This is a genomic window from Streptomyces sp. NPDC090442 (genome assembly GCF_044769405.1).
Taxonomy (GTDB): Bacteria; Actinomycetota; Actinomycetes; order Streptomycetales; family Streptomycetaceae; genus Streptomyces.
Genome location: NZ_JBIVXW010000024.1, coordinates 1 through 24526 on the forward strand (window position 1 = coordinate 1; position 24526 = coordinate 24526).

Consider the following 24526-nt stretch of genomic DNA (forward strand, 5'->3'; position numbering starts at 1 on the left):
CGCCTGCCGGTGAGGGGGCGGTGTCGGTGAGTGCGGTGGACCCGGCGGGTGAACCCGTCATCTCCATCGACTCCCTCCGCACCCGCACCGTGACCTCGGAACAACTCCGAGCCGCCGAGGGCGGAAGCGGCGCGTTCCAGGACTCCCTGTTCCACGTCGACTGGACGGAGATCCCGGCCTCGCCCGCGCCCTCGTCCCCGCCGGCGTCCGCGGCCCTCGTCGGAAGCGACCCCTTCGGTCTCGTCGAGGCGCTCGCGGACACCCTGACCATGGTCGCGGAACCCGGCGGCCTCACGGCACTTGCCGCGTCCGAGGGCCCCGTGCCGAACGTGGTCCTCGCCCCGATCACGGGCGTCTCGGCCGATGAGGGTTCCGTGGACGTGCTCGACGCCGTGCGGGAGAGCACGGCACGGGTGTTGGAGCAGATGCAGCAGTGGTTGGCGGACGACCGGTTCGCCGGGGCGCGGTTGGTGTTCGTGACCTGTGGTGCGGTGTCCGTGAACGGGAGCGGAATCACCGACCTGGCGGCCTCGGCCGTCTGGGGCCTCGTCCGCTCCGCACAGTCGGAGAACCCCGGCTGCTTCGGCCTGATCGACCTCGACCCAACGGCGCATGCGATCACAGGGACAGGCACAGTCACCGCAACCACCCCTGCCCTCCTCACCTCCGCCCTCCTCGCCACCACCACCGAACCGCAACTCGTCCTTCGCGGTGCGGCGTTGAAGGCCGCCCGGCTGGCGCGGGCCGCCGCACCGGAGGTCGTCGGCTCGTCCGGCGTCGAGGAAACGGCCGCCGACGAGTCCGCGGTCGAGACGAACCGGCGGCCCGGCACCGTGCTGATCACCGGTGGCACCGGTGGTCTGGGCGGGCTGCTCGCCCGGCATCTCGTTGCCGAGCGGGGCGTGCGGAGCCTGGTCCTCGCCAGCCGCAGCGGGCTCGCGGCCGACGGGGCCGAGAAGTTGGTGGCCGACCTGGAGGCGCTGGGTGCCGAGGTGTCCGTGCGGGCCTGCGACGTCGGCGATCGGCAGGCGGTCGCGGAGTTGGTCGCCGGCGTCCCGGAGGGGCGTCCGCTCACCGGGGTCGTGCACACGGCGGGCGTGTTGGACGACGGCGTGATCGGCTCGCTCACCGCCGAGCGGCTGGCCACCGTCCTGCGGCCGAAGGCGGACGCCGCCTGGCATCTGCACGAGGCGACCCGCGGCCTGCCGTTGGACAGCTTCGTGGTCTTCTCGTCCGCGGCCGGTGTGCTCGGCGGTGCCGGGCAGGCCAACTACGCGGCGGCGAACACGTTCCTGGACGCGTTGATGGCGCAGCGCCGCGCGGCCGGACTGCCGGGCGTATCGCTGGCGTGGGGTCCGTGGGACCGGGCCGGCGGCATGACCGGGACGCTGTCGGACGCCGAGGCCGAACGGCTCGCGCGCGCCGGCATGCCGCCGCTCGCGGTGGAGCAGGGGCTCGCGCTGTACGACGCGGCCGCGGCCGGGGAGCGGGCGCTGATGGTGCCGGTGCGGTTGGAGTTCGCCGCGTTCCGCGGGCTCGCGGAGGTCCCGGCGTTGCTGCGGGGCCTGGTCCGGGCGCCCGCCCGGCGCGCCGCGGCGGCCGGTGCGGCGCCCTCCGCCGACGCGCTCACCCGGCAACTCGCCGGGCTTGGCGCGGCGGAGCGGGACGAGGTGCTGCTCACGCTGGTGCGCGGCCAGGCCGCGGTGGTGCTCGGGCACGCCGACGGTTCGGCGGTCGGTGCGAACCGGCAGTTCCAGGAGCTGGGCTTCGACTCGCTGACCGCCGTGGAGTTCCGGAACCGCCTCAACGCGGCCACCGGACTGCGCCTGCCGGCCACCCTGATGTTCGACTACCCGACGCCGACGGACGTCGTGCGGCATCTGCGCGGCCGCCTCGTGACCGAGGAGGCGACGGGCGCGGGCTCGGTGCTCGCGGTGCTCGACAACCTGGAGGCGATCCTCGCCGGTCTGTCCCTCGACGACGAGGGGGAGCACCAGTTGGTGGCCGGCCGGCTGGAGGTCCTCAAGGCCAAGTGGGCCGAGCTGCGGCACACGGGGGCGTCCGCGGGCGGCGGCGAGGACCTCGACATCGAGGGGGCGACCGATGACGACATGTTCGCCCTGCTGGACGACGAACTCGGGCTGAACTGAGCGGTTCCGCAGCGGGAACGCCACGGCGCGGTGGCCGGATGTGAGGTTCCGGCCACCGTGCGGCCCTTGCCGGTCTGGTCCGATGCCCTCACCGGCTCTTCTCCGAAGAAAGGCAAAGAACTAGGGAATCACCCACAGTCCGATCATGTCCAATGAATTCCGCGGCTCGGAAAACCCGTTGCGGGCCGCAGAGTTACGGTGTGCTCATGCGTCCGCGCCGCAGCGGCGGTGCACCACCCGCGACGCCGCGGCAGGTCCCCGCCGCGGCGTTCGGCCGCTGTTGCCGGGAGGCGTGTGCCGCTCGGTTCGTCCCTAGGAGGTCCCCCCATGACGACGCCCACCGAGGAGAGCCTGTGGGCCCGGTGCTTCCACCCGGCGCCAAACGCCCCCACCCGGCTCTTCTGTTTCCCGCACGCGGGCGGCTCGGCCTCCTTCTACTTCCCCGTTTCCGCCCAACTCTCCTCGGTCACCGAGGTGTTCGCGATCCAGTACCCGGGGCGTCAGGACCGGCGCAAAGAGACCGGTGTCGGCGATCTCGCCACCCTGGCCGACCAGGTGTACGAGGCGCTGCGGCCGCTGCTGAAGGAGCGGCCGAGCACGTTCTTCGGGCACAGCATGGGCGCGACCCTGGCCTTCGAGGTGGCCCGCAGATTCGAGGCCGAGGGCGGTGAACTGGCCCACCTCTTCGCCTCCGGCCGCCGGGCCCCCGCGCGGGTGCGCGAGGAGGCCGTCCACCGGCGGTCCGACGACGGCATCGTCGAGGAGCTGAAGCTGCTCGCCGGGACGGACACCGCGCTGCTCGGCGACGAGGAGATCCTGCGGATGATCCTGCCCGCGATCCGCAGCGACTACCAGGCCATAGAGACCTACCGTTGCGGTCCGGACGTCACGGTCCGGGCGCCGCTGACCGCCCTCACCGGGGACCGCGACCCCAAGACCACCCTAGACGAGGCCGAGGCGTGGCGCGGCCACACCACCGGGGCCTTCGACCTCAAGGTGTACCCCGGCGGTCACTTCTTCGTCAGCTCCGCCGCCCCGGAGGTCCTCGGGCTGCTGCGCGAGCACTTCACCGCCCACGGTTAGCGGGCGGCGTTCCCCGTTCCCGGCGGTCGGCAGCGGCCGGCCCCGGGACGGATTTCACGTGTCTGGCGGGTGATGCCAGGCACCCGATGACCCGCGCCGTGTCGACCCGCGAGGATGCGGCCAGGGCGCCTGGCGCGCGGACCGATCCGTTCCGTTTACCGGGTGGACCTTCGACATTCTGTACGGAGTCCGTCAAATGTCAGACAGGTCCGGCCCGTTCATCCCTCACAGCATCATATGATCTTGTGGTGGGGCATTACCGAGCGTGCTGCCGGCACGCTCGGTGAGTGACACCCGGGCGGTCCGGCCGTGCGCGCAACCGGGGCGCCACGGACCTGGCAGTGACGGCGCGAGGTCGGCTCCTGTTCTCACCCCAGGGGGAGGAACGCGTGACGCGGAATCAGCCCGGTTCGCCCGGCTTACTGACCACGCTGGTGGGACGGGACGAGGAACTGCACACCCTCGCCCGGCACGCCGAGGCCGCCCGTGCCGGACGGGCCGGCCTGATACTGCTGCACGGTCCCGCCGGCATGGGCAAGACCAGCCTGCTGCGGGCCTTCACCGCCGGCGGCGCCTGCCGCGGCATGACCGTTCTGCACGGCACCTGCGGCGAGACCGTCGCGGGCGCCGGGTACGGCGGCGTCCGCGAACTCCTGGGCGGGCTCGGCCTCAGCGATGAGGAGGCCCGGCACTCGCCGCTGCTGACGGGGCTGGCCGCGCGCGCCCTGCCCGCCCTCACCGACGACCCCGCCGGCCACGACGTCGCCACCGCCGCCTACCCGGTACTGCACGGCCTGTACTGGCTCGCCGCCCGCCTGATGACCGAACGGCCGCTCGTCCTCGTCCTCGACGACGTGCACTGGTGCGACGAACGCTCCCTGGCCTGGATCGACTTCCTGTTGCGGCGCGCCGAGGACCTGCCCCTGCTGGTCGTCCTGGCCCTGCGCAGCGAGGCCGAGCCGGTCGCGCCCGCGGTCCTCGCCGACCTCACCGCCCAGCGCCGCCCGACCGTCCTCGGGCTGGATCCGCTCGGCCCGGACGCCGTACGGGAGTTGGTCCGCCGGGTCTTCCCCGGCCCGGCCGCCGCGTCCTTCGTCGAACGCGTCGGAGCCGTCTCCGGAGGCAACCCACTGACCCTCGCCCGCCTCCTCGACGAGCTCCGCACCGAGGGCGTCGCTCCGGACGACGCCGGGGAGCGCCGCGCCGCCGAGGTGGGCGGTCACGTCCTCGCCCGTTCCGTGCGCAGCCTGTTGGCGGGCCGACCGCCCTGGGTGCGCGACGTCGCCCGCGCGCTCGCCGTACTGGGCGAGGAGTGCACCGAGCTGCTGGCCGCCCTCGCCGGCGTCCCCGCCGCCACCGCCGACGAGGCCCTGTTAGTGCTCCGCCGGGCCGGCATCCTGGCCACCGACCGCATCGACTTCGTGCACGACGTGGTCCGCTCCGCCGTGCTCGACGACATCGCCCCGCCCGCCCTCGCCGAACTGCGCACCGGCGCCGCACTGTTGCTCAGCGACGCCGGCCGGCCCTCCGAGGAACTCGCCGGCCAACTGATGCTGCTCCCCGAGCTCGACCAGCCCTGGATGGCCGGGGTGCTGCGCGACGCCGCCGCCCAGGCCGAGAGCCGCGGCGCCCCGGAGGCCGGCGTGCGCTGCCTCTACCGGGTCCTGGAGGTGGAACCGGACAACGTCGCGGTGCGCATCCACATGGCCCGCGCGCTCGCCGAGATCAACCCGCCGGAGGCCATCCGCCTCCTCAAGGAGGCCCGTTCGCTCGCCACCGACGTGCGCACCCGCGCCCAGGTCGCCGTGCAGTACGGCTTCACCTGCCTCGCCGTGCAGGAGTCCCCGTCGGGCGCGCGCATGCTGGCGGAGGCGCTCGACGAGTTGGAGGCCGCGCTCGGCCCCGAACCGGGCCCCGCCGACCGGGAACTGCGGACCCTGGTGGAGTCCGCCCTGCTCATCGTCGGCGCCGACGAGAAGGCCACCATCGGCACCGTCCGCGAACGGGCGGCCCGGCTCACCGCGCCGCCCGGCGACACCCCCGCCGAGCGACAACTGCTGACCATGACCACCGTGTTGACCGCCATGGACGGCCGGGACGCCCGGGCCACCGCCGACCAGGCCCGGCGCGCACTGCGCGCACCCGGCGTCGAACGGGAACCCTGGTCGCTGCTCCCCGCCTCCTTCGCGCTGGCCCTCGCCGACGAGATCACCGACGCCCAGTACGCGCTGGACCTGATGCTCCAATACGGCCAGGACAACGCGGCCGTCTGGACCTATGTCCTGGCGCTCTCCACCCGTGCCCTGCTCCACCACGACGTGGGGGCCTTCCCCGACGCCCTCGCCGACGCCCAGACCGCCATGGAGATCATCGGCGAGGAACGCTGGGGCGACAGCGCCGTGTTGCCCCGCGTCGCCCTGGCCACCGCCCTCGTCGACCGCGGCGAGCCCGAGCGGGCCGAACGGGTCCTCGACGGCATCACCCGCGACCGGCTCGAACGCTTCGTCATCGAGTACCACTGGTACCTGATGGCCCGGGCCCACGCCCGCTGGGCCAGCGGCGACCTGCACGGCGCCCTCGCCCTCTTCCTCGCCTGCGGCCGGTCCCTGGAGGAGGCCCGGGTCAGCAACGCGGCGTTCGTGCCGTGGTGGGCCGAGGCCGCGGCGCTGTCGGCCGTGCTCGACCGGCACGGCCAGGCACGGGAACTGGCCGCGTTCGGCCTGGAGTCGGCCGAGCGCTGGGGCACCGCCAGCAGCCTCGGCCTGGCCCGCATGGCACAGGGCGTCGCCCGGCCCGACGGCGCCGGCATCGAGCACCTCACCGAGGCGGTCGCCCTGCTCGCCGACTCGCCGGCCCGCGGCATGGAGGCCCGCGCCGAACTCCTCCTGGGAAACGCCCACCTGCAGGCCGACGACCAGCGCGCCGCGCGCGAACACCTGCGCGCCGCCGCCGACCTGGCCCAGCGCTGCGGCGCCGTGTCCCTCGGCGACTCAGCCCGGAAGCTGCTGGTGAGCGCCGGCGGCCGGGTCCGCAGAATGGCCACCTCACCGCTGGACATGCTCACCGGGATGGAGCGCACCGTGGCGGACCTGGCGAGAACCGGGGTCAGTAACCGGGACATCGCCGAGACCCTGTTCGTCACCGTACGGACCATCGAAACGCATCTCACCAGCGTCTACCGGAAGCTGGGGGTCGCCGGCCGGACGGAGCTGTCCACCGTACTGGAGACCAGGATCACCTTCGGCCCACAGTCGCCGGCCTGGGTCTCCCAGGCGCGCGGCCGCGGTTGAGACGAACAGGACGAGAGGTAGCGGTGCACCGGAGCAAGGCGCGGAACGATCCGATCACCTGCAAGCCGCAGTGCCCACCGGACGCTCACGGCGATCCCACCATGCTGCTCGAATGCGGCCGGGAGCAGAGACTCGTCCGCGACCTCCTGCACCGCCTCGGCCAGGGCGCCGGAGGCGTCCTCACCCTCACCGGACGGCCGGGCCATGCCCAGAACGCCCTGGTCCACTGGGGCGCGTGCCGCGCCGGACACAACGGCCTGCGCGTCCTGCGGGCCCAGGCGACACCCGCCGAACGGGAGTTGCGGCACGGCGCGGTCCTGCAACTCCTGGCCGCCCTGCCCGGCCTCGACGACGTCCAGGACGCGCTGATCGACCCCGACGACCACCGACCAGCGCCCGGGATCGATCAGGTGCTGCGCGCCGCCCGCACCGCGCCCGCCCTGATCGTGATCGAGGACGTCCAGTGGCTGGACCCGGCCTCGCGGAACTGGCTCGGGGTCCTGTTGCGGCGCCTCGACCCGCAGGTCCCGCTCGCGGTGCTCGCCAGCAGTTGCGGCGCGGCCCTCGTCCCCGACGGGGACGCCGACCCGACGTCCCGCACCGCCGCCCCCGTCCAGCGCGTCGTGGTGCCGCCGCTCACCGACCGGGGGGTCGCGGCCACCGTCCGCGCCTGCTGCGGCGTCCCGGGCGACGAGGAGTTCGTGGCCGCGCTGACCTCCGCCACCGCCGGGAACCCGGCCGTCCTGCGGGACGTGCTGCGCGAGTTCACCGGCCACGGCCTGGCCCCGGTCGCCCACCGCCTGCCCGAACTGCACGCCCTGGCCGCCGGCGTCGTCGGCGACCACACCGTGCGCGCCCTCGACGGACTGCCCACCGAGGCGAGCGCCGTCCTGCGGGCCCTGGCCGTCTGCGGCGACCTGCTCGACTTCCCCCGGGTCCGCGCCCTCGCCGGCTCCCGCGCCATGCCGGAGGACCGCATCCGCACCCTGCTGGAAAACGTCGGCCTGACCGTCTCCGTAGGCGACAAGGTGCACATTCGCTTCCCCGCCTCCAAGGCGCGCGTCATCGAGGACATGCCCGCCGCCGAGCGCGCCGACCTGTACTCCCGCGCGGCCCAACTCGCCCACGGCTCCGGCGCCAACGACGAGGACATCGCCCATCTGGTGCTGCGCTCACCGCGGCTCGGGGCGCCCTGGGTCGTGTCGCTGCTGCGCCGCAGCTTCGCCGCCGCGCTGCGCAGGGAGGACCACCACCGCGCCTGCGCCTGCCTGTCCCGGGCCCTCCAAGAACCCCTCGACGCCCGCGCCCGCAGCCGGCTGACGCTGGAGCTGGCCGCGGTCGAGGCCGTCGCCCGGCCGGAAGCCAGCGACCGGCGCCTGGGCGAACTGGTCCGCAGCGCCGAGACCACCGAACTCCCGCCGCAGGACGCGGGGTTGTGCGCCCGCGCCATCGACCTGGGGTTCGCCCGGGGCAACAGCGAGTGGGCGCGCCGCACCGCGGGCGAGACCCTGCCGGGCGCCGCCCCCACCGACCGCGAGGACCTGGTCGCCCTGTTCTGGCTGGCCACCCCCCAGGACGACGACGAGCCGATGGTCCCCGAGGTGCCCCCGTTGCCCGACCGCCCGGTGTCCCCGGCCCAGGCGGGCGCCCGCGCCTGGCAGCTCGTCACGGTGGGGGAGGGCGCGGACAAGGCCCGGAAGTTGGCGCGGATCGCCCTCACCGGGGACGCCCGGGAGGCGCTGCTGATGCCGCGCCTGGCCGCCTGTGCGGCACTGCTGACTACCGACGACCACGACGAGGCGGGCGACGCCCTCGACGCGCTGCTGGCCACCGCCCGCCACGCGCACCTGCGCAGCATCGCCGCCCGCGTGCTGGCCCTACGCGCCCGACTGCACCTGTGCGCGGCCCGGCTGGAGGCCGCCGAGCGCGACCTGGACAGCGCCGAGCGCGCGCTGCCCCCGGGCAGTTGGCACTCCCGCGCGCTGCCCAACCTCATCGCGACCCGCATCGTGGTCAGCATCGAGTCCGGGCGCGCCGACCGGGCGCGTCAACTCGCCGAGACCCCCGTGCCCGCCGACGGCGAGGAAGGCGCGTGGTGGCCCTCGCTGCTCTTCGCCCGCGCCCGACTGGCCGCCGACGACGGCGACTGGGAGGAGACCCTGCGGCTGTCCCGGGAGTGCGGGCGCCGGCTGCTGCGGCGGCGGTGGACCAACCCGGCGCTGCTGGGCTGGCGCCCGTTGGCCGCCGAGGCGTGCCTGGAGACCGGCGACCGGACCGAGGCCCACCGCCTGCGCGACGAGGAACTGTCCCTCGCCGACCACTGGGGCACCGCCGCCGCCCGCGGCAGCGCCCTCCTGTGGACCCAGCGCCTCTTCGACGACGACCGCGACCGGGCCGCCCGGCGCGCCCGCGAGACCGCCGCCCTGCTGCGCGACTCGCCGGCCCGGCTGGCCTACCTCTGGAGCCGGCTGCGCCAAGTCGGCGCCGAAGCGGCCCACGGCGACAGCGCGGCGGCCGCCCGTTGCCTGGAGGAGGTCTCCCGCACGGCCGCCGTCCACCCCGCCAGTCGCCTCGCCACCGCCGTCCGCGCCCTGACCATCCCGGCCCTCGCCGTCCCCGCCGTGTCGCCCGCCGTCGTCCCACCCGGATGGCGCGCCCTGACCGAGGCGGAGAAGAGCACCGTTCTGCTCGCCGCCCGCGGCCACGGCAACCGCCAGATCGCCGAGCAACTCGCCGTCAGCAGGCGCACGGTGGAGCTCCGGCTGAGCAACGCCTACCGCAAGCTCCACATCGGCGGCCGCAAGGAGCTCTACCGACTGCTGGAGGCGTTGGAAGGGCCGGTCGCGGATGCTTCTTGAACGGGAGGACGCACTAGCCCGGTTCCGGGCCGCCCTCGACGCGGCGCAGCGGGGCGTCCCCTCGCTCCTCCTGATCACCGGCCCCCTCGGCAGCGGACGTTCGGAACTCCTGCGTCGACTGCCCGAACTCGCCGGCGACGACGCCCGCGTCCTGCGGGCCAGCGCCGCCTGGCGGGAACGCGACTACGCCTTCGGCGTCGCCCGCCAACTCCTCGACCGCCTCCCGGACACGGCCGACGACACCGGACACCCCGGATGCCTCGCCGACGCCGAGTACACCAGTCGCTCCATAGGCATCGACAACCACCTGGACACCCCCGACCCCGCGGTCTCCGAAGCCGTTCTCCAGGCCGCGCACGCGCTGCTCACCGACGCCGCCCGCAGCCGGCTGCTGTTGATCCTCGTCGACGACCTCCAGTGGGCCGACGCCCCCTCCCTGCGCTGGCTGGCCCACCTCGCCCGACGGCTGCACGGCCTGCGCGCGCTCCTCGTGTACACCCTCGCCGACGGCGACCACCGGGCCCGCCACCCCCTGGTGCGCGAGGTCGCCGGCGCCGCCCGCGCCGTACTGCGCCTGGCCCCACTGTCCCGGGACGCCACCCGCGCCCTGCTCGCCGGGCCGCACGGCCGCCCGCCGCAGGACGCCCTGGTGCGGGCCCTGCACGACGCGTCCGGCGGCAACCCACTGTTCCTCACCGCCTTCCGCAGCGCCCTGGACGCGTCCCTCCTGCCCGGCTCCCACGAACTCGCCCTCACCGTAAGGAAACTGAGCCCGCCGGCGCTGCGCGACCGGATCGCGGGTCACCTGCGGATCCAGTCGGAACCGGTCCGCGGCGTCGCCAACGCCGTTGCCGCCCTCGGCGACCACATCGACCCCGCGCTCCTCGCCCAACTCGCCGGCGTCGACGAGATCGGCTTCTCCGGTGCCCGCCGCGCCCTGGTCGAGGCCGGCCTGCTCGCCCGCGGACGGGACATCCGCTTCGTCCACGGTGTGGTCCGCGACGCCGTGGACTCCCTCCTCACCCTCGGCGAACGCGAGCGCTCCCACAACGCCGCCGCCGATCTGCTGTACCGCTGCGGGCGCCCCACCGAACAGGTCGCTTCCCATCTGCTGGCCGTGGTCCACCCCGGCCGGCCCTGGTCGGAGACCGTCCTGCGCGCCGCCGCCCTCAACGCACAGCGCGCCGGCCGCCCCGCCGACGCCGCCCGGTACCTGCGGCGGGCCCTGCTGCACCACCGCACCCAGGACGACAGCCGCGCCCGGCTCCTGATGGACCTGGCCACCGCCGAACGCGCCCTCGCCCCCGACGCCTGCGAGCGCCATGTCAGCCAGGCCGTGGCCCTGTTGGGCACCCCGCGGGACCGGGCCGTCGCCGCCCTGCACCTCCCGCCGAACCTCCTCGCCGCCCCCACCCCGTCCGCCGTGGAACTCCTGCGACGGGCCGCCGCGGCGCTCGACGGACCGGGTGGGGAAGAGGAGGAGGGCTCCGGCGACCTCGCGCTGCGCCTGGAGGCGCGGCTGCGGCACGCCGGCCACGAGAACCCCGTCGAGCTGGCCGCCTCCGTCGCACGCCTGCGGGGCATGGGGCCGACCCCACCGGTGGACACCGTCGCCGAACGGGAGCTGGTCTCCGTCCTGTTGTGCGCGGGGGCCCTGAGCGGCCGGCTCGGCGCCGAGGAGGTCTCCCGGACCGGCAACCGCATCCTCGAACGCGAACCGGCCACCGCCGCCCACGCCCACACCACCCTGCCACTGGTGATGATCGCGCTGTTCGTCGCCGAGTCCGTGCGGGGCGTCGCGTGCTGGCTGTCGAGCGAACAGCGCACCCGGCGCCTGTACTCGACCGGCGCCGACGAGGTGCTGTTGACGGCGGAGCGGGCCTTCGTCCTGATGGCACAGGGCCGACCGGCTGCCGCCCGGGAACACGTCGAACGCGCCCTCACCAAGGACGCGGACGCCTGGTCGGAACCGGCGGCGTTGCTGCACGCCTCGGTCGCCTTCGAACTGCGCGACCAGGACCTGAGCGAACGCCTCCTGGAGCGCACCCGCGAGCGCCGGCCGGCCGGGCTCGCCCTCACCGCCACCCGGGAGATCCTCCGCGCCGGCCTCGACACCCAACGTGGCCTGGGACGTGAGGCGTTGGACGGGCTGCTCGCCTGCGGTCGCCGCCTGGAGACCGCGGGCTGGTGCAACTCCGCGCTGCTGCCCTGGCGGCCGTACGCGATCGACCTGCACCAGCGGCTCGGCGAGAGCGAGGCCGCACTGCGCCTCGCCGAGGAGGAGCTGGGCTGGGCCCGGGACTGGGGCGCGCCGGCGGCCCTGGGCCGGGCGCTGCGCCTGAAGGGCTGGCTGCTCCAGGGCGACGGGCTCGACCTGCTGCGGGAGGCCGTCGCCGTGCTGCGCACCTCGCCGTACGAGGTGGAACTCGCCCGTACCCTCGTGGTGTTGGGGCGCCGATTGCGCAGCGGAACGGAGGCCGAGGCGGCGTTGCGGGAGGCCGCACGGATCGCCGCGACCTGCGGTGTGCCCTGGCTCGCCGAACGGGCCGAGCACGGCCTGGGCAGCGCCGCCACCACGCCGCCGGCCGCGGCCCTCACCCCCAGCGAGCGGCGGGTGGCCTTCCTCGTGGGCCGCGGTCTGACCAACCAGGCCATCGCCACCGAACTCGGCGTGAGTTCCCGGGCCGTGGAGAAGCACCTCACCAGTGCCTACCGGAAGCTGGGCGTCTCCGGCCGCCGTGAATTGGTGAACGCGCTGCCCGCCCGGTGATCGCCCGGCGGCTCGTTCCGTCCGTCGTCGTATACCGGTACCGCGTCCGTACGGGCATGGCGCAACCTCAGGGAAACCTCAAGCGGAAGCGGAGTGCACGCTTTCCCGCGAACGGTCATGCCCGATGTGTCGCCTTTGGTCCACCGCAGCTTCGTTCCTGCGGACCGAACCCCGAGAAGTGCGGACCACGGATTTAAGGGTGCGGAGATGCGCCACGTTGACGCGCCGAGCAGCGTCTAACTACGCTCAGTTTCAAGGAAATCGGAACTCTGCGACATGGTGCGCATCGAACTTTGAGCGAATTTCAGATTCCGTTTTCCTGGAAACGCGCAAAATGACGGGGGTTATCCGAAAGGATGGCAGTTCTCGTGACCATCGCTCACCTCACTGAATCGACTAACAGTACGAACGGCGGGGTGATATCCGCACCGGCCGGGGGGCCCGGGAGCCCGGGGCTGATGGCGTCGCTCGACCGCGACCTCACCATCAACCAGGCCAACCAGGAGTTCCGTCGCCGCTTCGGCAACTCCGCCGGTGACGTCTGCGGGCGCAGCTTCCGCGAGCTGATGCACCCCAGCGTCCAGCAGCCGCTGATGCGGCAGTTCTCCCGACTGATCGAGGGCAAGCGGCACCGCTTCGCCTCGCACGTGGTCGCCGTCGGGGCCGAGGACGCGGCCTTCGCCGGCACCCTCACCGCCTCCGCGGTCACCGGCGCCACCCCGGACGTCGCCGCGATCCTGGTGCTCATGGACTCGCCCGACGAACCGGGTTCCTCCGACGCCGGGGTCGTGACCAGCCAGAAGAAGTTCCTCACCGAGATCGACGCACGGATCCTGGAGGGCATCGCGGCCGGGCTGTCCACCATCCCGCTCGCCTCGCGGCTCTACCTCAGCCGCCAGGGCGTCGAATACCACGTGACCGGTCTGCTGCGGAAGTTGAGGGTGCCGAACCGCGCCGCTCTGGTCTCCCGCGCCTACTCGATGGGCATCCTGAACGTCGGCACCTGGCCGCCGAAGGTCGTGGACGACTTCATCAAGTGATCCCGACGGGCCCACCGCCCGCCGCACCATCCCGCCCGTGTCGTCGGACACCGCCTCTCTTGGAGCGGCGTCCGGCGACACGGGCGTGTTGTTTCCCCGGTATGCGTTTATCCATTCCCGCGTTACGTGCCCGCAATAAAGAAGCACTCTCCCCTGGGTCGCGCCGTCCGGCGCCGCCCAGGGGTGACCGTCACGCCCTTTCCGCTGACCGTTTGCGTGGCCTCCGGCACCGCCTTCGCGGCCCGATTCCCGGGTGCTGAACGCGGCCCTTGGCGCCCGCACACAAATACCCACGGTAACCCCCTTGCTTCCTGGTGCAATTCATCGCTGCGCGCATTTTTACGCACCTCTTGCACCACAGTTCGCCTTCTTTCCCTTGCGCCGCCGTGTGTTTTGTGTCGCGACGAGGCCCGGCCGGGACGCCCGAAGCGCACTCGACGGCCACCGCAGTGAAGCGGAACGCTCCGCCCGATGTCCTCACCGCCTCACCGGATGTGTACTTGGTGACCGTTTTCACCAACGGGTGCCAACTCCCCCTGCAGAGCGGCCTGTTCGGGCCAGGCGTGCACTGCTCCGGTGGGGTCGCTTGCGCCGAGCCGCCCCGTTGAATGATGTGATGCATCGTCAACAGGGCCCGGATGCCCGACAATCGCGGCGTGAGGTGTGCGCGGGTGATAGAAGCGGAGGTCAACTCGCTGCAATAGCATGGATGTTGAGGCGGCAAGCCTCATCGCCGTCCATCCCCGTCTGGGGGCCACCCCGAAGCCTCACCCGCGGCTCGGCCCGGTCGGCTCCGTCTCCTCCTCGTCCCACAGCGCCAGAGGCGTCGCTCCCACCCGGTAGCCCTCCTCGTCGAGGAGATGGCCGCTGTGCTTCATGCTCCACAGCGCGACCGCGCGGTCGGTCACGGCCAAGTCGGGTGCCCGTTCGGCGAGTCGGACCTCGAAGCGCTGGGCGTCGTCGAGCGAGCGCACCCAGGCGACCAGATGCAGGTTGTGGCGGCTGATGACGCTGGCGCACAGCCGTACCTCGCGCATGCCGGTCACCCGATGGGTCACCTCCCGCAGCTTGGCCGCCGGCACCTGACCCCACAGGGACACCGTGACCGGCCACTCCGACAGCGGGCGGGCGACCTCGCACCGGGCGTGCAACATGTCCGCCGCGAACAGCCTGTTGACATGGCGCCGCACCGTGTCGGGACCGGCACCGCACTGCTCCGCCAGCGCGCGATAGGTGGCCCGACCGTCCACCGACAGCGCGGTGACCAACCGTCGGTCGAGGCCGTCGAGGGTGAAGGCGGGGGTGTCGGTACGCGTGCGGGGCGCGGCCGCGGCGAGTCGGGCGACCTGCCCTCCGTCCAGGGCCCGCAGCCGCCAGCGACTGCCCTCGGTGTGCACCGGCCCGGCCAGGTGGGTGTGGACGCCCAGGACCCCGTCCAACGGGGCGAGACCGCGGGTCACCCAGCGGGAGAGCGCGGCCAGATCCCGGGCCATCACGTTCAGATGCAGGCTCCGGTCGCCGCTGACGTGCGAGAGCGCGGCGACGTGCGGGGCCGCGGCCAGCGCGCGGGCGACGGGGTGGAGCCGGTCGGGGGCGCAGTCGACCTCGACGAACGCCAGACACCCCTGGCCGGAGGCGGCCAGCACCGGCGCCGGATGGCAACTGATCCAGGCGGCGCCGGACTCGGTCAGCCGGTGCCAACGCCTGGCCACCGTCACGGCGTCCAGTCCGAGGACGGATCCGATCCGGGCCCAACTGGCCCGCGGCGCGATCTGCAGGGCGTGCACCAGGGCCTGATCGACATGATCCAGGGTCCGGGGTGTCCGCCCGGAATCCTGCACGATGAGCCCCTCCTTGCGTGTTTCCGGCGAATTGCGGCCGCAGGTCGGCAAAAGCCACAGCCTGGACCGGGTACGGCCGGACCGTACCAGGCAACCCCCGAGCAACAGGAATGGGAATGGGCATGTCGGCAGTGGAACGCGCCAAGGAACTGCAACCCGAACTGGAGCGGCTGCGCCGGTCGCTGCACCGGCAGCCGGAGTTGGGGCTCACGCTGCCGCGCACCCAGGAGAAGGTGCTCGCGGCCCTCGACGGCCTGCCACTGGAGATCAGCCTGGGCAGGGACCTCACCTCGGTGACCGCGGTCCTCCGGGGCGGCCGGCCCGGAGGCGCGGTGTTGCTGCGTGCCGACATGGACGCCCTCCCGGTCACCGAGGAGAGCGGGGTGCCGTACACCTCCGAGACCCCCGGCCGGATGCACGCCTGCGGACACGACCTGCACACCGCCGGACTCGTCGGCGCGGCCACGCTGCTGGCCGACCGCCGCGAACTCCTGCACGGCGACGTGGTGTTCATGTTCCAGCCCGGCGAGGAGGGCCACAACGGGGCCGGCGCGATGATCGAGGAGGGCGTCCTGGAGGCGGCCGGCAAGCCGCTCGACGCCGCGTACGCGCTGCACGTGGCGTCCAACCAGGTACCCGGCGGGGTGGTCATCACCCGCGCCGGCACCATCACCTCCGCCTCCGACCTGCTGACGGTGACGGTGCGCGGCAAGGGCGGCCACGCCTCCACGCCGGCCGCGGCCCAGGACCCCGTCCCGGCGGCCTGCGAGATGGTCACCGCGGTGCAGAGCTGGGTGACCCGCACCTTCGACATCTTCGACCCGGTCGTCGTCACCATCGGCAGCTTCCACGCCGGGACCCAGGCCAACGTCATCCCCGACACCGCCGAGTTCCACGCCACGGTGCGCAGTTACTCCGAGCGTGCCCAGGAACAGCTCGCCGCGGGGCTGCCCCGCCTGGTCCGCTCGATCGCCGCCGCCCACGGCCTGGACGCGGAGGTCGAGTACCAGCGCCACTACCCGGTCACCGTCAACGACACCGACGAGACCGCCTTCTCCCTGACCGCCGCCCGCGACCTCTTCCCGCCCCACGAGGTGTGGGAGTCCCCGCAACCCACCAACGGCTCCGAGGACTTCGCCCACGTCCTGCGGCGCGTGCCCGGCGCGATGCTGCTGGTGGGCGCCGCCCCCGAGGGGGCCGACTGGCAGCAGGCGCCGATGAACCACTCGCCGCGGGCCGTCTTCGACGACCGCGTCCTGTACCGCCAGGCGGCCCTGCTGACCGAACTCGCCGACCGCCGCCTGACGACCACGGCGGCGACCGCCGGGCCGGCCGCGGGCTGAGCCGCCAGGAGCCGTCGTCCCCTCCGCGTCGGGGCCCGCACGCCGCGGCGTACGGGCCCCTGGCCTACGACGATCGGGCCAACTTGTCGCGCATCACCGCTACTTCGACGCGGGGCACTGCTTCCACGCGAAGTGGTACAGGGTGTTGATGCTGCCGTCGGTGGAGTCCATCGCCATGTAGCTGGTGGTCTTGGGGTCCGCCGCGGACCCGTCCAGCCGCAGCTCGGTGTTGATGTTGAGGTAGCGCTCCTCGCCGCAGGGCGCGTAGACCAGGGCGTTGAGGTCGGTCTCGTCCGAGGTCTGCCAGTTGTCACCGTACGGACCGGCGAACGTGTGCGCCTTGTGGGCCGTCTCCGGCTGGCCCTGGAAGTAGTAGTTCGCCTGCTCCAGGCCCTTCGCACCCTGGGCGAGCGAGGCGTAGCCGCGGTAGTCGGCCCGCGCGATGGCGTAGGTGAAGCCCTGCGGGACGTGCACGTTGAGGGCGATCTGGCAGTTCTTGCGGGCGTCGGTCGGCTTGCTGGCGCCGCCCACCTGGGCGAGGTACTCGCTGTAGGTGACGGTGAAGGCGGTGTTGTCGGGGGCGACCGCCACGGCGGCGCTGCCGGGTCTGCATCCCGAGCCGTTGACCGTGGCCACGTCGATGGTGATGTTGCCGGTCGGCGGGTCGTCGCCGAACCGCGCCGGTGTGGTGGGGGATGCCGATCCGAGGAGCAAGGCGGCCGCTGCGGCACCGGTGCTGAGGGCGCTGAGCATGGGCTCTTCCTTCCGGTCGTCCTGGACCCGCGGTGCGGGCACACCAGGAGTGGATGACGACCGCATGCCAGCACGGGAACCTCGGCTTGCACAGCTCCGCTCCCGAGGATTGGGGCGAAACTACGCCTTGATTCGGACGTCCGGCGGGGGAGTGGGGCGCACCGGGGTGCGCGGGTTGCCGCCCAGGTGACCGCGGTGCGCCCGTCGACCCGCGCTCATCCGCGCCGGGGCGTTAGGTTGAGGGCGCAAGCCGCCTCCGCGCCCTAGGACGGTTCTGGTGAGTGACGCGCCCGTCGACTACAGCAACGGCATCGACCCCGAACGTGCCCTGAAATACGCCATCCAGCACCTCAAGGACGACCGGGCGGAGATCATCGAGGGGGTCATCGACGCCGTGCCGCCCGACTGGGACCACGAGGCCGTCGCCGACGCCCTGCGCGAGCAGATCCGCGCCCGGGCGCGGGAACTGGGCTGTGTGATCGGTTCCGGCGACCTCGACCTCCCCGGCTCGGCGAACTGGTACGTCCCCGACCTCGCCGTCGTCCCGGCCGCCGCTGCGAAGGGCGGCGCTGCGCTGCTGCCGGCCGACACCCTCCTCGTCGTCGAGGTCACCTCGGGCGCGGACGAGGACACCGACCGGGTCGTCAAGCGCCAGCGGTACGCCGAGTACGGCGCGCCGCTCTACCTCCTGGTCGACCGTCAACAGCGGTCCCTGACCCTCTACTCGGGACCGGGCCGCCTCGGCTACGCCCGGACCGACGGCCCGCACCCCTACGGGGCACCGCTCCGCATCCCGGACCCCTTCGGCATCGACCTCGACACCGGGGGTCTGTGAGCCCGTGCTGGGGAGGGGGAGAGGGCGTCGGGGCACTACCGCCCCAGGCCCGCCGCCTTGCTGGCCCGTAGAGCGAAGACCTCTTCCCGACGGGCCGTCATCTGCCGTAGTGCGTCCCTGCGTTCGCGCGCGGCGAGCCGGTCGAGATAGGTGTGCCCCATGAGGTGCTCGGTCTCGTGCTGGAGGCAGCGGGCGAAGTAGCCCGTGCCCTCGATCACCAGCGGTCGGCCGTCCTTGTCGAGACCGCGGGCCACCGCCCGGTCGGTGCGCGGGACGTCCATGGTGGCACCGGGGACGGACAGGCACCCCTCGGCGTCGTCGATGAGCCGACGCCGGCCGGGCGCGGGGAGTTCGAGGACCGGGTTGATGAGGTGCCCGACGTGCCGGGTGCCGTGGTCGTCGGGGCAGTCGTAGACGAAGAGCCGGAGGCCGACCCCGACCTGGTTGGCGGCCAGGCCGGCGCCGTCGGCGATGTGCATGGTCAGGAACATGTCGTCGATGAGCGTGGCGAGTTCGGGGGTACCGAACTCGGTCACCTCGCGGCACGGACGGCTCAGGACCCCCTCGCCCACCTCCGTGATCCGGCGTACCGACCCGCGCTCGGCCTCCGGCGGCAGGGCGGGACAGGAGTCGACCGGGGCGCCCTGCACCCGGACCCGGACGCGTCGGTCGAGGGCGCCGGACCGGTGATCGAGGGCGGTGGGTCGGTGGTCGTGGTGCGGCATGGCGGTCCCCCTGGTGTCGGGCCGTGCGGATCTCGCGTTCGGCGGTCCTCAGGTGCCGCGCGGGTGCCGAACGGCCGGGCTTGCGCGGTGCTTTGCAAAGTAGCAGACTTTGCAAAGTGACCGAAGAAGACCTGGACGCTCCGCCCGGCAGGACCTCGCCGACCGGGGAGGGATTGCCCCAACACGAGGTCCGCACGGCCCTGTTGGAGTTGCTCGCCGAGGTGGGCACCGTGACGGCCACCGAAGCGGCCGCCCGGCTCGGCTACAGCTCCGGCCTCTGCTCCTTCCACCTGCGCCAACTCGCCCGCCACGGCCGGATCGAGGAGGCCCCGCACCACGGCGGCCGCGCCCGCCCCTGGCGACTGCGGCGGTCCGCCCCCGAGGACGGCCCGGCCACGGAGGAGTTCGGCGACCTCGCCCGCGGGCTGGAGGACGAGAGTTGGCGGCGCTGGCTGGAGCGGCGCGACGAGGCGCCCGCCGCCTGGCGCCGGGACGAGTCCTTCAGTGCCATCGCCTATCTGACGCCCGAGGAGATGAGCCGGGTCGCCGACGCGGTCCACAAGGCGCTCGCCCCGTACCGCGAGCGCGAACAGCGGCCGCTGGCCCGGCCCGACGGCGCCCGCCCGGTCGCGCTGATCACGCGGCTGTTCCCGCTGTGCGACGAGGCGGCCGGGCGGCCGACGGGCGGCCCGGACGAGGACCGGTGACCGGGCCGACCGCCACGCACCGCGGGCCGCTCAGGAGTTGAGGTCCTCCAGCGTCCGCCCCTTGGTCTCGACGGCGAACAGGGCGATGACCGCCCCCACCGCGGCCACGCCCGCCAGTTGGGCGAAGACCACGGCCAGGCCGCCGCCCGCCGCCAGGATCGCCCCGACGACGATGGGCCCGAGGATGACGCCCGCCCGGTTCCACAACCCGCCGAAGGCCGCGTCCCGGGCCCGGTTGCGCGTCGGGTACAGCTCGGGGGAGTAGAGATAGAGCGCGGCGTTGATCGCGAAGACGAAGAGGGTGGTGCCGGACGCGAACACCGCGACCTGCCCGCCGGATCCGGCCCCGCTCAGCGCGAGGATCGCCAACGCCAGCGCCGCTCCGGCGAACCCGACGATCAGCGCCGCCCGCCGGCCGACCCGGTCGATCGTCAACGCGACCACCAACGTGCCGAGCAGGCCGGTGACATTGCCGATCAGCGTGTAGACCAACGCGGCGGTCAGGCCCAGGCCGAAGGTCCTGGTGTAGAGGGACGGCAGCCAGGTGGCGGAAAAGACACCCATGACGCACATGCGGACGACCCCGGCGACAACGCCCGCGCGCTGGGCCTGCCCCTACGCTCCCGCCGCCAAAAACTCGTCGAACGTGCGCGGCGCCCGCCCCGTGAGGTCCCGTACGGCCGTCGTCACCTCGGACATCCCGCCGGACGCCAGATCCGCGTAGAGCCACAGCAGGTCCTCAACGAACCAGTCAGGAAGCCCCTTTGCGCGGAGTTCCGCGGCGGCTGTCCGAGGCGGCAGATCGCGGAACGGCACCCCCAACTTCCCGGCGATCTCCTCGTGCGTCAGGGCCTCCGCACCGGTGAGCGCATACGTCGCGCCGCCCCTCGGCGGGCCCGCCAGCAGCGCGGCGGCGCAGGCGGCGACGTCATAGGCGTCGATGTACGCCACCCGCCCCGTGCCGTACGGGCCCGCCACGGCACGCCCGTGCGCGAAGCCGCCCTCGCCGGTGAAGAAGTTCTGCATATAGCCGGTGGGTTGCAGCATCGCCCACCCCAATCCGGATGCCTTGAGGTGTTCCTCGATCTCCCAGTGCGCCCGCACGGAGAGCTTGGCCGCCGGACCGGGCCGCCACGCCGACACCTTCACCACCTGCGTCACGCCGGCGGCTCGCGCCAAGTCGATGGCGGTGGTCTGCTGCCGGACCATCGGCTGCCGCCCGGCGACGGGCAGCGCACCGCCACTGTTGAGCAGCAGCCGGTCCACGCCGCGCAGCGCGGCTGCCACCGACGCCGGATCGTCAAAATCCCCGACGGCGAACTCGCAGCCCAACTCCCGCCCCTTGGCGGTGTCCCGCACCAGCGCGCGAAAGCGGGTGCCGGACTCGGCGAGCGCCCGCACGAGACGCCGGCCGATGGTGCCGGTCGCACCCGTCACGAGGATCATCCGTCCTCCAATGGCCCGAAGGAGCCCGAGAAGCCGTCATGGCCCGCGGCCCGGGCCGCGGGCCACCGACATTACCGGAGGGACCCTCCAATTGTCCGGGCTGCCGCGGATTTCCGCGGCGGGGGAGGGGCGCGGGCCGCGCGAGGCGAACCGGTCTACAACACCCGGTCCGCGCGCGGCAGGCGCCGGACGACGTACGCCAGAGCCCAGCACAGCGGGAGCGCGAGCACGGCGACGACCGCGAACTTCGCCACCGCCGGGGCGTGCAGCCAGCCGAAGGCGTGCCCGAGCACCACGAGCACCGGCGCGTGCAGGACGTACACCGCGAAGGCGTGTCGGGAGAGGAAGGCGGCCGACCGGCCCCGGCGGTTGAGGCGTTCCCGGAACACCACGGTCAGGCCCAGGACGATGCCCACCGCGAAGGCGGACTCCCAGGCGGCGCCGGCCAGCGACTGCCAGCTTCCGTGACCGTTGAGCGCCTCGGCCTTCGCCGTGGCCAGCACGGGCAGATAGGCGAGGGTCGCGACCGTCGCGACGACGAACCCCCAGCGGCCCGCCCGACGGGAGAGCGCCTGCGGCCAACCACGCCGGTACGCGAGCACGCCGAGCACGAAGAAGCTGGCGTACTGCACCGCAAAGCTGGGGGTGGGCAGTCCGAGGAAGGGGACGGTCAGGTCGTTCGGCACGAGGACGCGCCATCCGTACGTGGCGAGGGCCAGCCCGACCGTGAACAGTGCGAGGGCACGCGGCCGTGGCGCCCGAGGCGTCGACCCGTCGACCGCGGACGGCTCGACGGACGACGGCCGTCCGAACTCCGTTTCCCCTGTGGTGTGTTGCAGGCGGCGGGCGGCGCGTCGACGAACCATCACGTACACCAGGGCGAACGCCAACAGCACCTCCACGAACCACATCGGGCCCGCGTCCCAGCTCGCGAGGTAGTAGAGCCAGTAGGGGAGGGAGTCACCGCGCTGTGCGAAGACGTCCCGCAGGTGGAGATACCCGCCGAAGTCCGTGACCGGGCGTATCAACAGCAGGAAGAGGAGCAGCGGTATGCCCAGCCGCTTGAGCCGGTCGCGGAGGAACGGCCGCGGGCCCTTGCGGTCGTACGACGCCGGGGTGAAGTACCCGGCGATCATGAAGAAGAAGCCCATGAAGAACGCCTGGTTGAGGGTGACGAAGGCGTCCAGGGCCAGGCCGGTCCCGTCCTTGGCCGGCTCGGTGTAGTACCAGGCCGGGATGTTGCCGTAGGTGATGGCGACGTGGTGGAGCACCACCAGTGCCGTCAGCGCGACGCGCAGGTTGTCGACGTAGTACAGGCGTGATGGGCTGGGCGTTGCCGTGGTGTGTGCCTGGCCGGCGGGCGCCACCGCGCGCCCGACATCGTGTGCCATCGTCATCTTCCCCCGTTCCGTTTTCTGTTGTGTGTCGGTGCGTGCTGTTCTCTGTTCAGGCTTCGGTCGCGCGGTCCGCCTCGCCGGCTGCCCGACCGTCCGCCCGGGTGGCGTGCCAGAAGAGATCGATGAGCTCGTGGGCGTGCGCCATCAGGTCGTGCCCGGGATGGGTGCTCCAGTACGCGAACATGTCGTCTATCCCGGCCTGAAGGCTGACGGCCATGACGCGGACGTCGAACGGGCGGAGTTCGCCGCGCTGTTGGCCCTCGCGGAAGACGCTCTCGACGTGGGCGTACAGCGGCTCGCTGGAGGTGATGCCGTACCTCAGGTCGCCCGCTTCGGTGCGGGCGTGGGTGAAGATCTCGCCGAGCGCGGTGAGTTGGGGCCGGTGGTCGGCCATGTACGCGGCGATCGAACCGATGTAGACGCGCAGCCAGGCGTCCGTGCCGGTCTGCCCCGCGAGCCGGGAGGCGACGAAGGCCCCGAGTCCCTCGTACACCTCCTCGACGGTGCGCTCGATCAACTCCTCCTTGCCGGCGAAGTGGTACGAGATCACGCCCTTGCTCACACCGGCCCGTGCGGCGATCTGAGCCATCGAAGCCTTCGCGAACCCCCGTTCCGCAATGACTTCGATGGCAGCTTCGATGATCTGGGCCCGGCGCACCTTCTCGATGGCCGAGCGCCCCCGCTCCGCCTTTCGGCCCTGCCCGTCGTCGGGCTGGCCGTCCGGAGTAATTTCTGACCGCATGGCCAGAAATTTAGCCGCCCGGCCAACTGGTTGTCCAGTGGCCTTGATCACTCCCTGACGCGGCCGAGGGCCACTCCCTGAGGTGGTCCAACGGCCAGTCGATCAACCAGTCAGCGAACCAGTCGGCCACCCAGTCAGATAGTCGGTAGGTCGGCAGGGTCGGACGCGTAGAGTCGAGCCGGGGCCTAACCGGTAGCAGATGCAAGGGAGTTGATGGTCGTGCGACGATGCCGCGATGGTGATCTCTCTCCCTCCCGTCCCGGCGCCCGTTGTTCCCGCGGGGCAGATGGCCCGGCAGGCCCAACCGGTGCTCGGGCTGCCGTGCGGCCTGGAGTTGCGTCCCTGGCGCCTCTCCGATGCCGGCGCCCTGCTGGCCGCCAGTCGCGATCCGGCGATTCGCCAGTGGAACCGCCTTCTGGTGGAGACAACGGACCAGGCCCGCCGGCGCATCGAGACCATGCACGAGCGCTGGCGGGCGGAACTCAGCGCGATGTGGGCGATCGCGCGGCCGGACGGCGAGGCCCTCGGGTTGATCGGGTGGGGCGACATCGATCTCACGGGCGGCAGTGCCGAGATCGTCTACTGGATCCTGCCGGCCGCACGCGGTGGTGGCGTCGTGGTCGAAGCCACCGAACGTCTCACCCGATGGGCCTTGAACGACCTCGGCCTGCACCGCCTACGCCTGTGCCACTCGGTGGCCAACCCGGCTTCCTGCCGGGTCGCGGCCAAGGCCGGCTACGCCCTCGAAGGCACCATGCGCAGCGCACTGTTGCATGCGGACGGCTGGCACGACGAGCATCTGCACGCCCTCGTCCGGGGCGACGTGTGACCCCGGCGCATCCGATCTGAGCTGAGCGGTCGATCCGGCGTGACGGACCCAGTCGAGGCCAGAGTGGCTGTGCGGCCGAGATAGTTCTCGGGGGAGTAGGGAGTCCAGGCGGTATTCGGACACATTGTGGGGATGGTGTGACGATCGTCGTCACGCCATGGCCATGCTCTGGTTGATGCGCTAAGGCGGTCCGCGGCAAGGCTCCGGGCTGCGGCCGCCACCCGTGACGGCCCGGCCCGGAAACGGGAAGGCGATGGCGACGGGGTGCCCGGAGGCGGGCTGAACATCGGCTCGCCGTCGGTCAGTTGGCGACCGGAACTCTCCCTGGCGTGAGCGGTCGAGGCCCTGGTCAGTCGGCCGTGTCGGCCCGCCGTGACCCGTGGGCGGCTTCGAGACGGGGGTGCCGTTCGGCGTCGTGGGCGCTTTTCGCCCGCCGGAGAGAGGGGCGTTGAGGCCCCGACGGCGCGCGCACCCTGCTCGCCCGACAGTGCGTCGATGCCCATCTGCCGGTGCCGTCAGGCGAGTTCCCACTCATTCCCTCCAGACTGCGCGACCGTGGCGGTTTCGCGTCCTGGAGGGTTTTCCGGGGTCCCCGGATGTTGGCTGATTTTCACGGCCTGCGTACGGTCGGTGGCCCAACGCTATTTCGCGACCGAATATCCTGATGGTCGGTCGGCGGGGGTGGATCGCGTTCACTGTCGTCGCCGTGAGCGGGGG

General features: G+C 72.9%; 16 protein-coding genes and 1 pseudogene. 10 read left to right on the forward strand and 7 right to left on the reverse strand.

What is annotated here, in order from left to right:
• The 6 genes from ACIQU6_RS18345 to ACIQU6_RS18370 form a co-directional block, all read left to right on the forward strand.
• Window positions 1-2150 (forward strand): type I polyketide synthase (locus ACIQU6_RS18345; RefSeq protein WP_403482656.1); only part of this gene is annotated, 2150 nt, incomplete at its 5' end.
• 327 nt (window positions 2151-2477) lie between these two features.
• Window positions 2478-3233: a thioesterase II family protein gene (locus ACIQU6_RS18350; RefSeq protein ID WP_403482657.1), complete on the forward strand. Its 756-nt coding sequence runs from the start codon at window positions 2478-2480 to the stop codon at window positions 3231-3233.
• A gap of 389 nt (window positions 3234-3622) precedes the next feature.
• The gene (locus tag ACIQU6_RS18355; protein ID WP_403482658.1) at window positions 3623-6523 is read left to right on the forward strand and encodes an AAA family ATPase; all 2901 of its coding nucleotides are present in this window, start codon (window positions 3623-3625) and stop codon (window positions 6521-6523) included.
• Between the two features lie 101 nt (window positions 6524-6624).
• Window positions 6625-9381 (forward strand): LuxR C-terminal-related transcriptional regulator, encoded by a 2757-nt coding sequence (locus ACIQU6_RS18360; RefSeq protein ID WP_403482659.1) that lies wholly within the window; start codon window positions 6625-6627, stop codon window positions 9379-9381.
• The gene (locus ACIQU6_RS18365) at window positions 9371-12151 is read left to right on the forward strand and encodes an ATP-binding protein (RefSeq protein ID WP_403482660.1); all 2781 of its coding nucleotides are present in this window, start codon (window positions 9371-9373) and stop codon (window positions 12149-12151) included. Before ACIQU6_RS18360 ends, ACIQU6_RS18365 begins: the two co-directional genes overlap by 11 nt.
• A gap of 458 nt (window positions 12152-12609) precedes the next feature.
• Complete coding sequence (locus ACIQU6_RS18370; RefSeq protein ID WP_274910675.1) at window positions 12610-13191, forward strand: PAS domain-containing protein; 582 nt, start codon at window positions 12610-12612, stop codon at window positions 13189-13191.
• A 767-nt stretch (window positions 13192-13958) separates the two neighbouring features.
• Here the strand turns inward: ACIQU6_RS18370 and ACIQU6_RS18375 are convergent.
• Entirely contained in the window at window positions 13959-15032 is a 1074-nt protein-coding gene (locus ACIQU6_RS18375) for an Lrp/AsnC family transcriptional regulator (protein ID WP_403482661.1), read from the reverse strand.
• Between the two features lie 122 nt (window positions 15033-15154).
• On the opposite strand from ACIQU6_RS18375, the gene ACIQU6_RS18380 reads away from it, so the two are divergent.
• Window positions 15155-16375 (forward strand): M20 family metallopeptidase, encoded by a 1221-nt coding sequence (locus ACIQU6_RS18380; RefSeq protein WP_403482662.1) that lies wholly within the window; start codon window positions 15155-15157, stop codon window positions 16373-16375.
• A 99-nt stretch (window positions 16376-16474) separates the two neighbouring features.
• On the opposite strand, the gene ACIQU6_RS18385 is transcribed toward ACIQU6_RS18380, so the two are convergent.
• Window positions 16475-17128 (reverse strand): DUF4360 domain-containing protein, encoded by a 654-nt coding sequence (locus ACIQU6_RS18385; RefSeq protein WP_403482663.1) that lies wholly within the window; start codon window positions 17126-17128, stop codon window positions 16475-16477.
• Window positions 17129-17405: 277 nt separating this feature from the next.
• Here ACIQU6_RS18385 and ACIQU6_RS18390 point away from each other — a divergent pair, with 277 nt between their 5' ends.
• A complete protein-coding gene (locus tag ACIQU6_RS18390) occupies window positions 17406-17963 on the forward strand; it encodes a Uma2 family endonuclease (RefSeq protein WP_403482664.1) in 558 nt (185 codons plus the stop codon).
• Between the two features lie 35 nt (window positions 17964-17998).
• Here ACIQU6_RS18390 and def read toward each other — a convergent pair whose 3' ends face one another.
• Window positions 17999-18688, reverse strand: coding sequence for a peptide deformylase (def, locus tag ACIQU6_RS18395; protein WP_403482665.1), 690 nt, complete (start codon window positions 18686-18688; stop codon window positions 17999-18001).
• Window positions 18689-18804: 116 nt separating this feature from the next.
• Here def and ACIQU6_RS18400 point away from each other — a divergent pair, with 116 nt between their 5' ends.
• A complete protein-coding gene (locus tag ACIQU6_RS18400) occupies window positions 18805-19395 on the forward strand; it encodes an ArsR/SmtB family transcription factor (RefSeq protein ID WP_403482666.1) in 591 nt (196 codons plus the stop codon).
• A gap of 30 nt (window positions 19396-19425) precedes the next feature.
• Here ACIQU6_RS18400 and ACIQU6_RS18405 read toward each other — a convergent pair.
• The 4 genes and pseudogenes from ACIQU6_RS18405 to ACIQU6_RS18420 all read right to left on the reverse strand — a co-directional run.
• A pseudogene (locus tag ACIQU6_RS18405) lies at window positions 19426-19971 on the reverse strand (MFS transporter); the annotation flags it as partial.
• A gap of 39 nt (window positions 19972-20010) precedes the next feature.
• Window positions 20011-20841, reverse strand: coding sequence for an NAD(P)H-binding protein (locus ACIQU6_RS18410; RefSeq protein ID WP_403482667.1), 831 nt, complete (start codon window positions 20839-20841; stop codon window positions 20011-20013).
• 155 nt (window positions 20842-20996) lie between these two features.
• Window positions 20997-22232 (reverse strand): acyltransferase family protein, encoded by a 1236-nt coding sequence (locus tag ACIQU6_RS18415; protein ID WP_403482668.1) that lies wholly within the window; start codon window positions 22230-22232, stop codon window positions 20997-20999.
• Between the two features lie 55 nt (window positions 22233-22287).
• Window positions 22288-22980, reverse strand: coding sequence for a TetR family transcriptional regulator (locus ACIQU6_RS18420; protein WP_403482669.1), 693 nt, complete (start codon window positions 22978-22980; stop codon window positions 22288-22290).
• A 235-nt stretch (window positions 22981-23215) separates the two neighbouring features.
• On the opposite strand from ACIQU6_RS18420, the gene ACIQU6_RS18425 reads away from it, so the two are divergent.
• On the forward strand, window positions 23216-23809 hold the full coding sequence (locus ACIQU6_RS18425) for a GNAT family N-acetyltransferase (RefSeq protein WP_403482670.1): 594 nt from the start codon (window positions 23216-23218) through the stop codon (window positions 23807-23809).
• The last annotated feature ends 717 nt before the right edge of the window (window positions 23810-24526 follow it).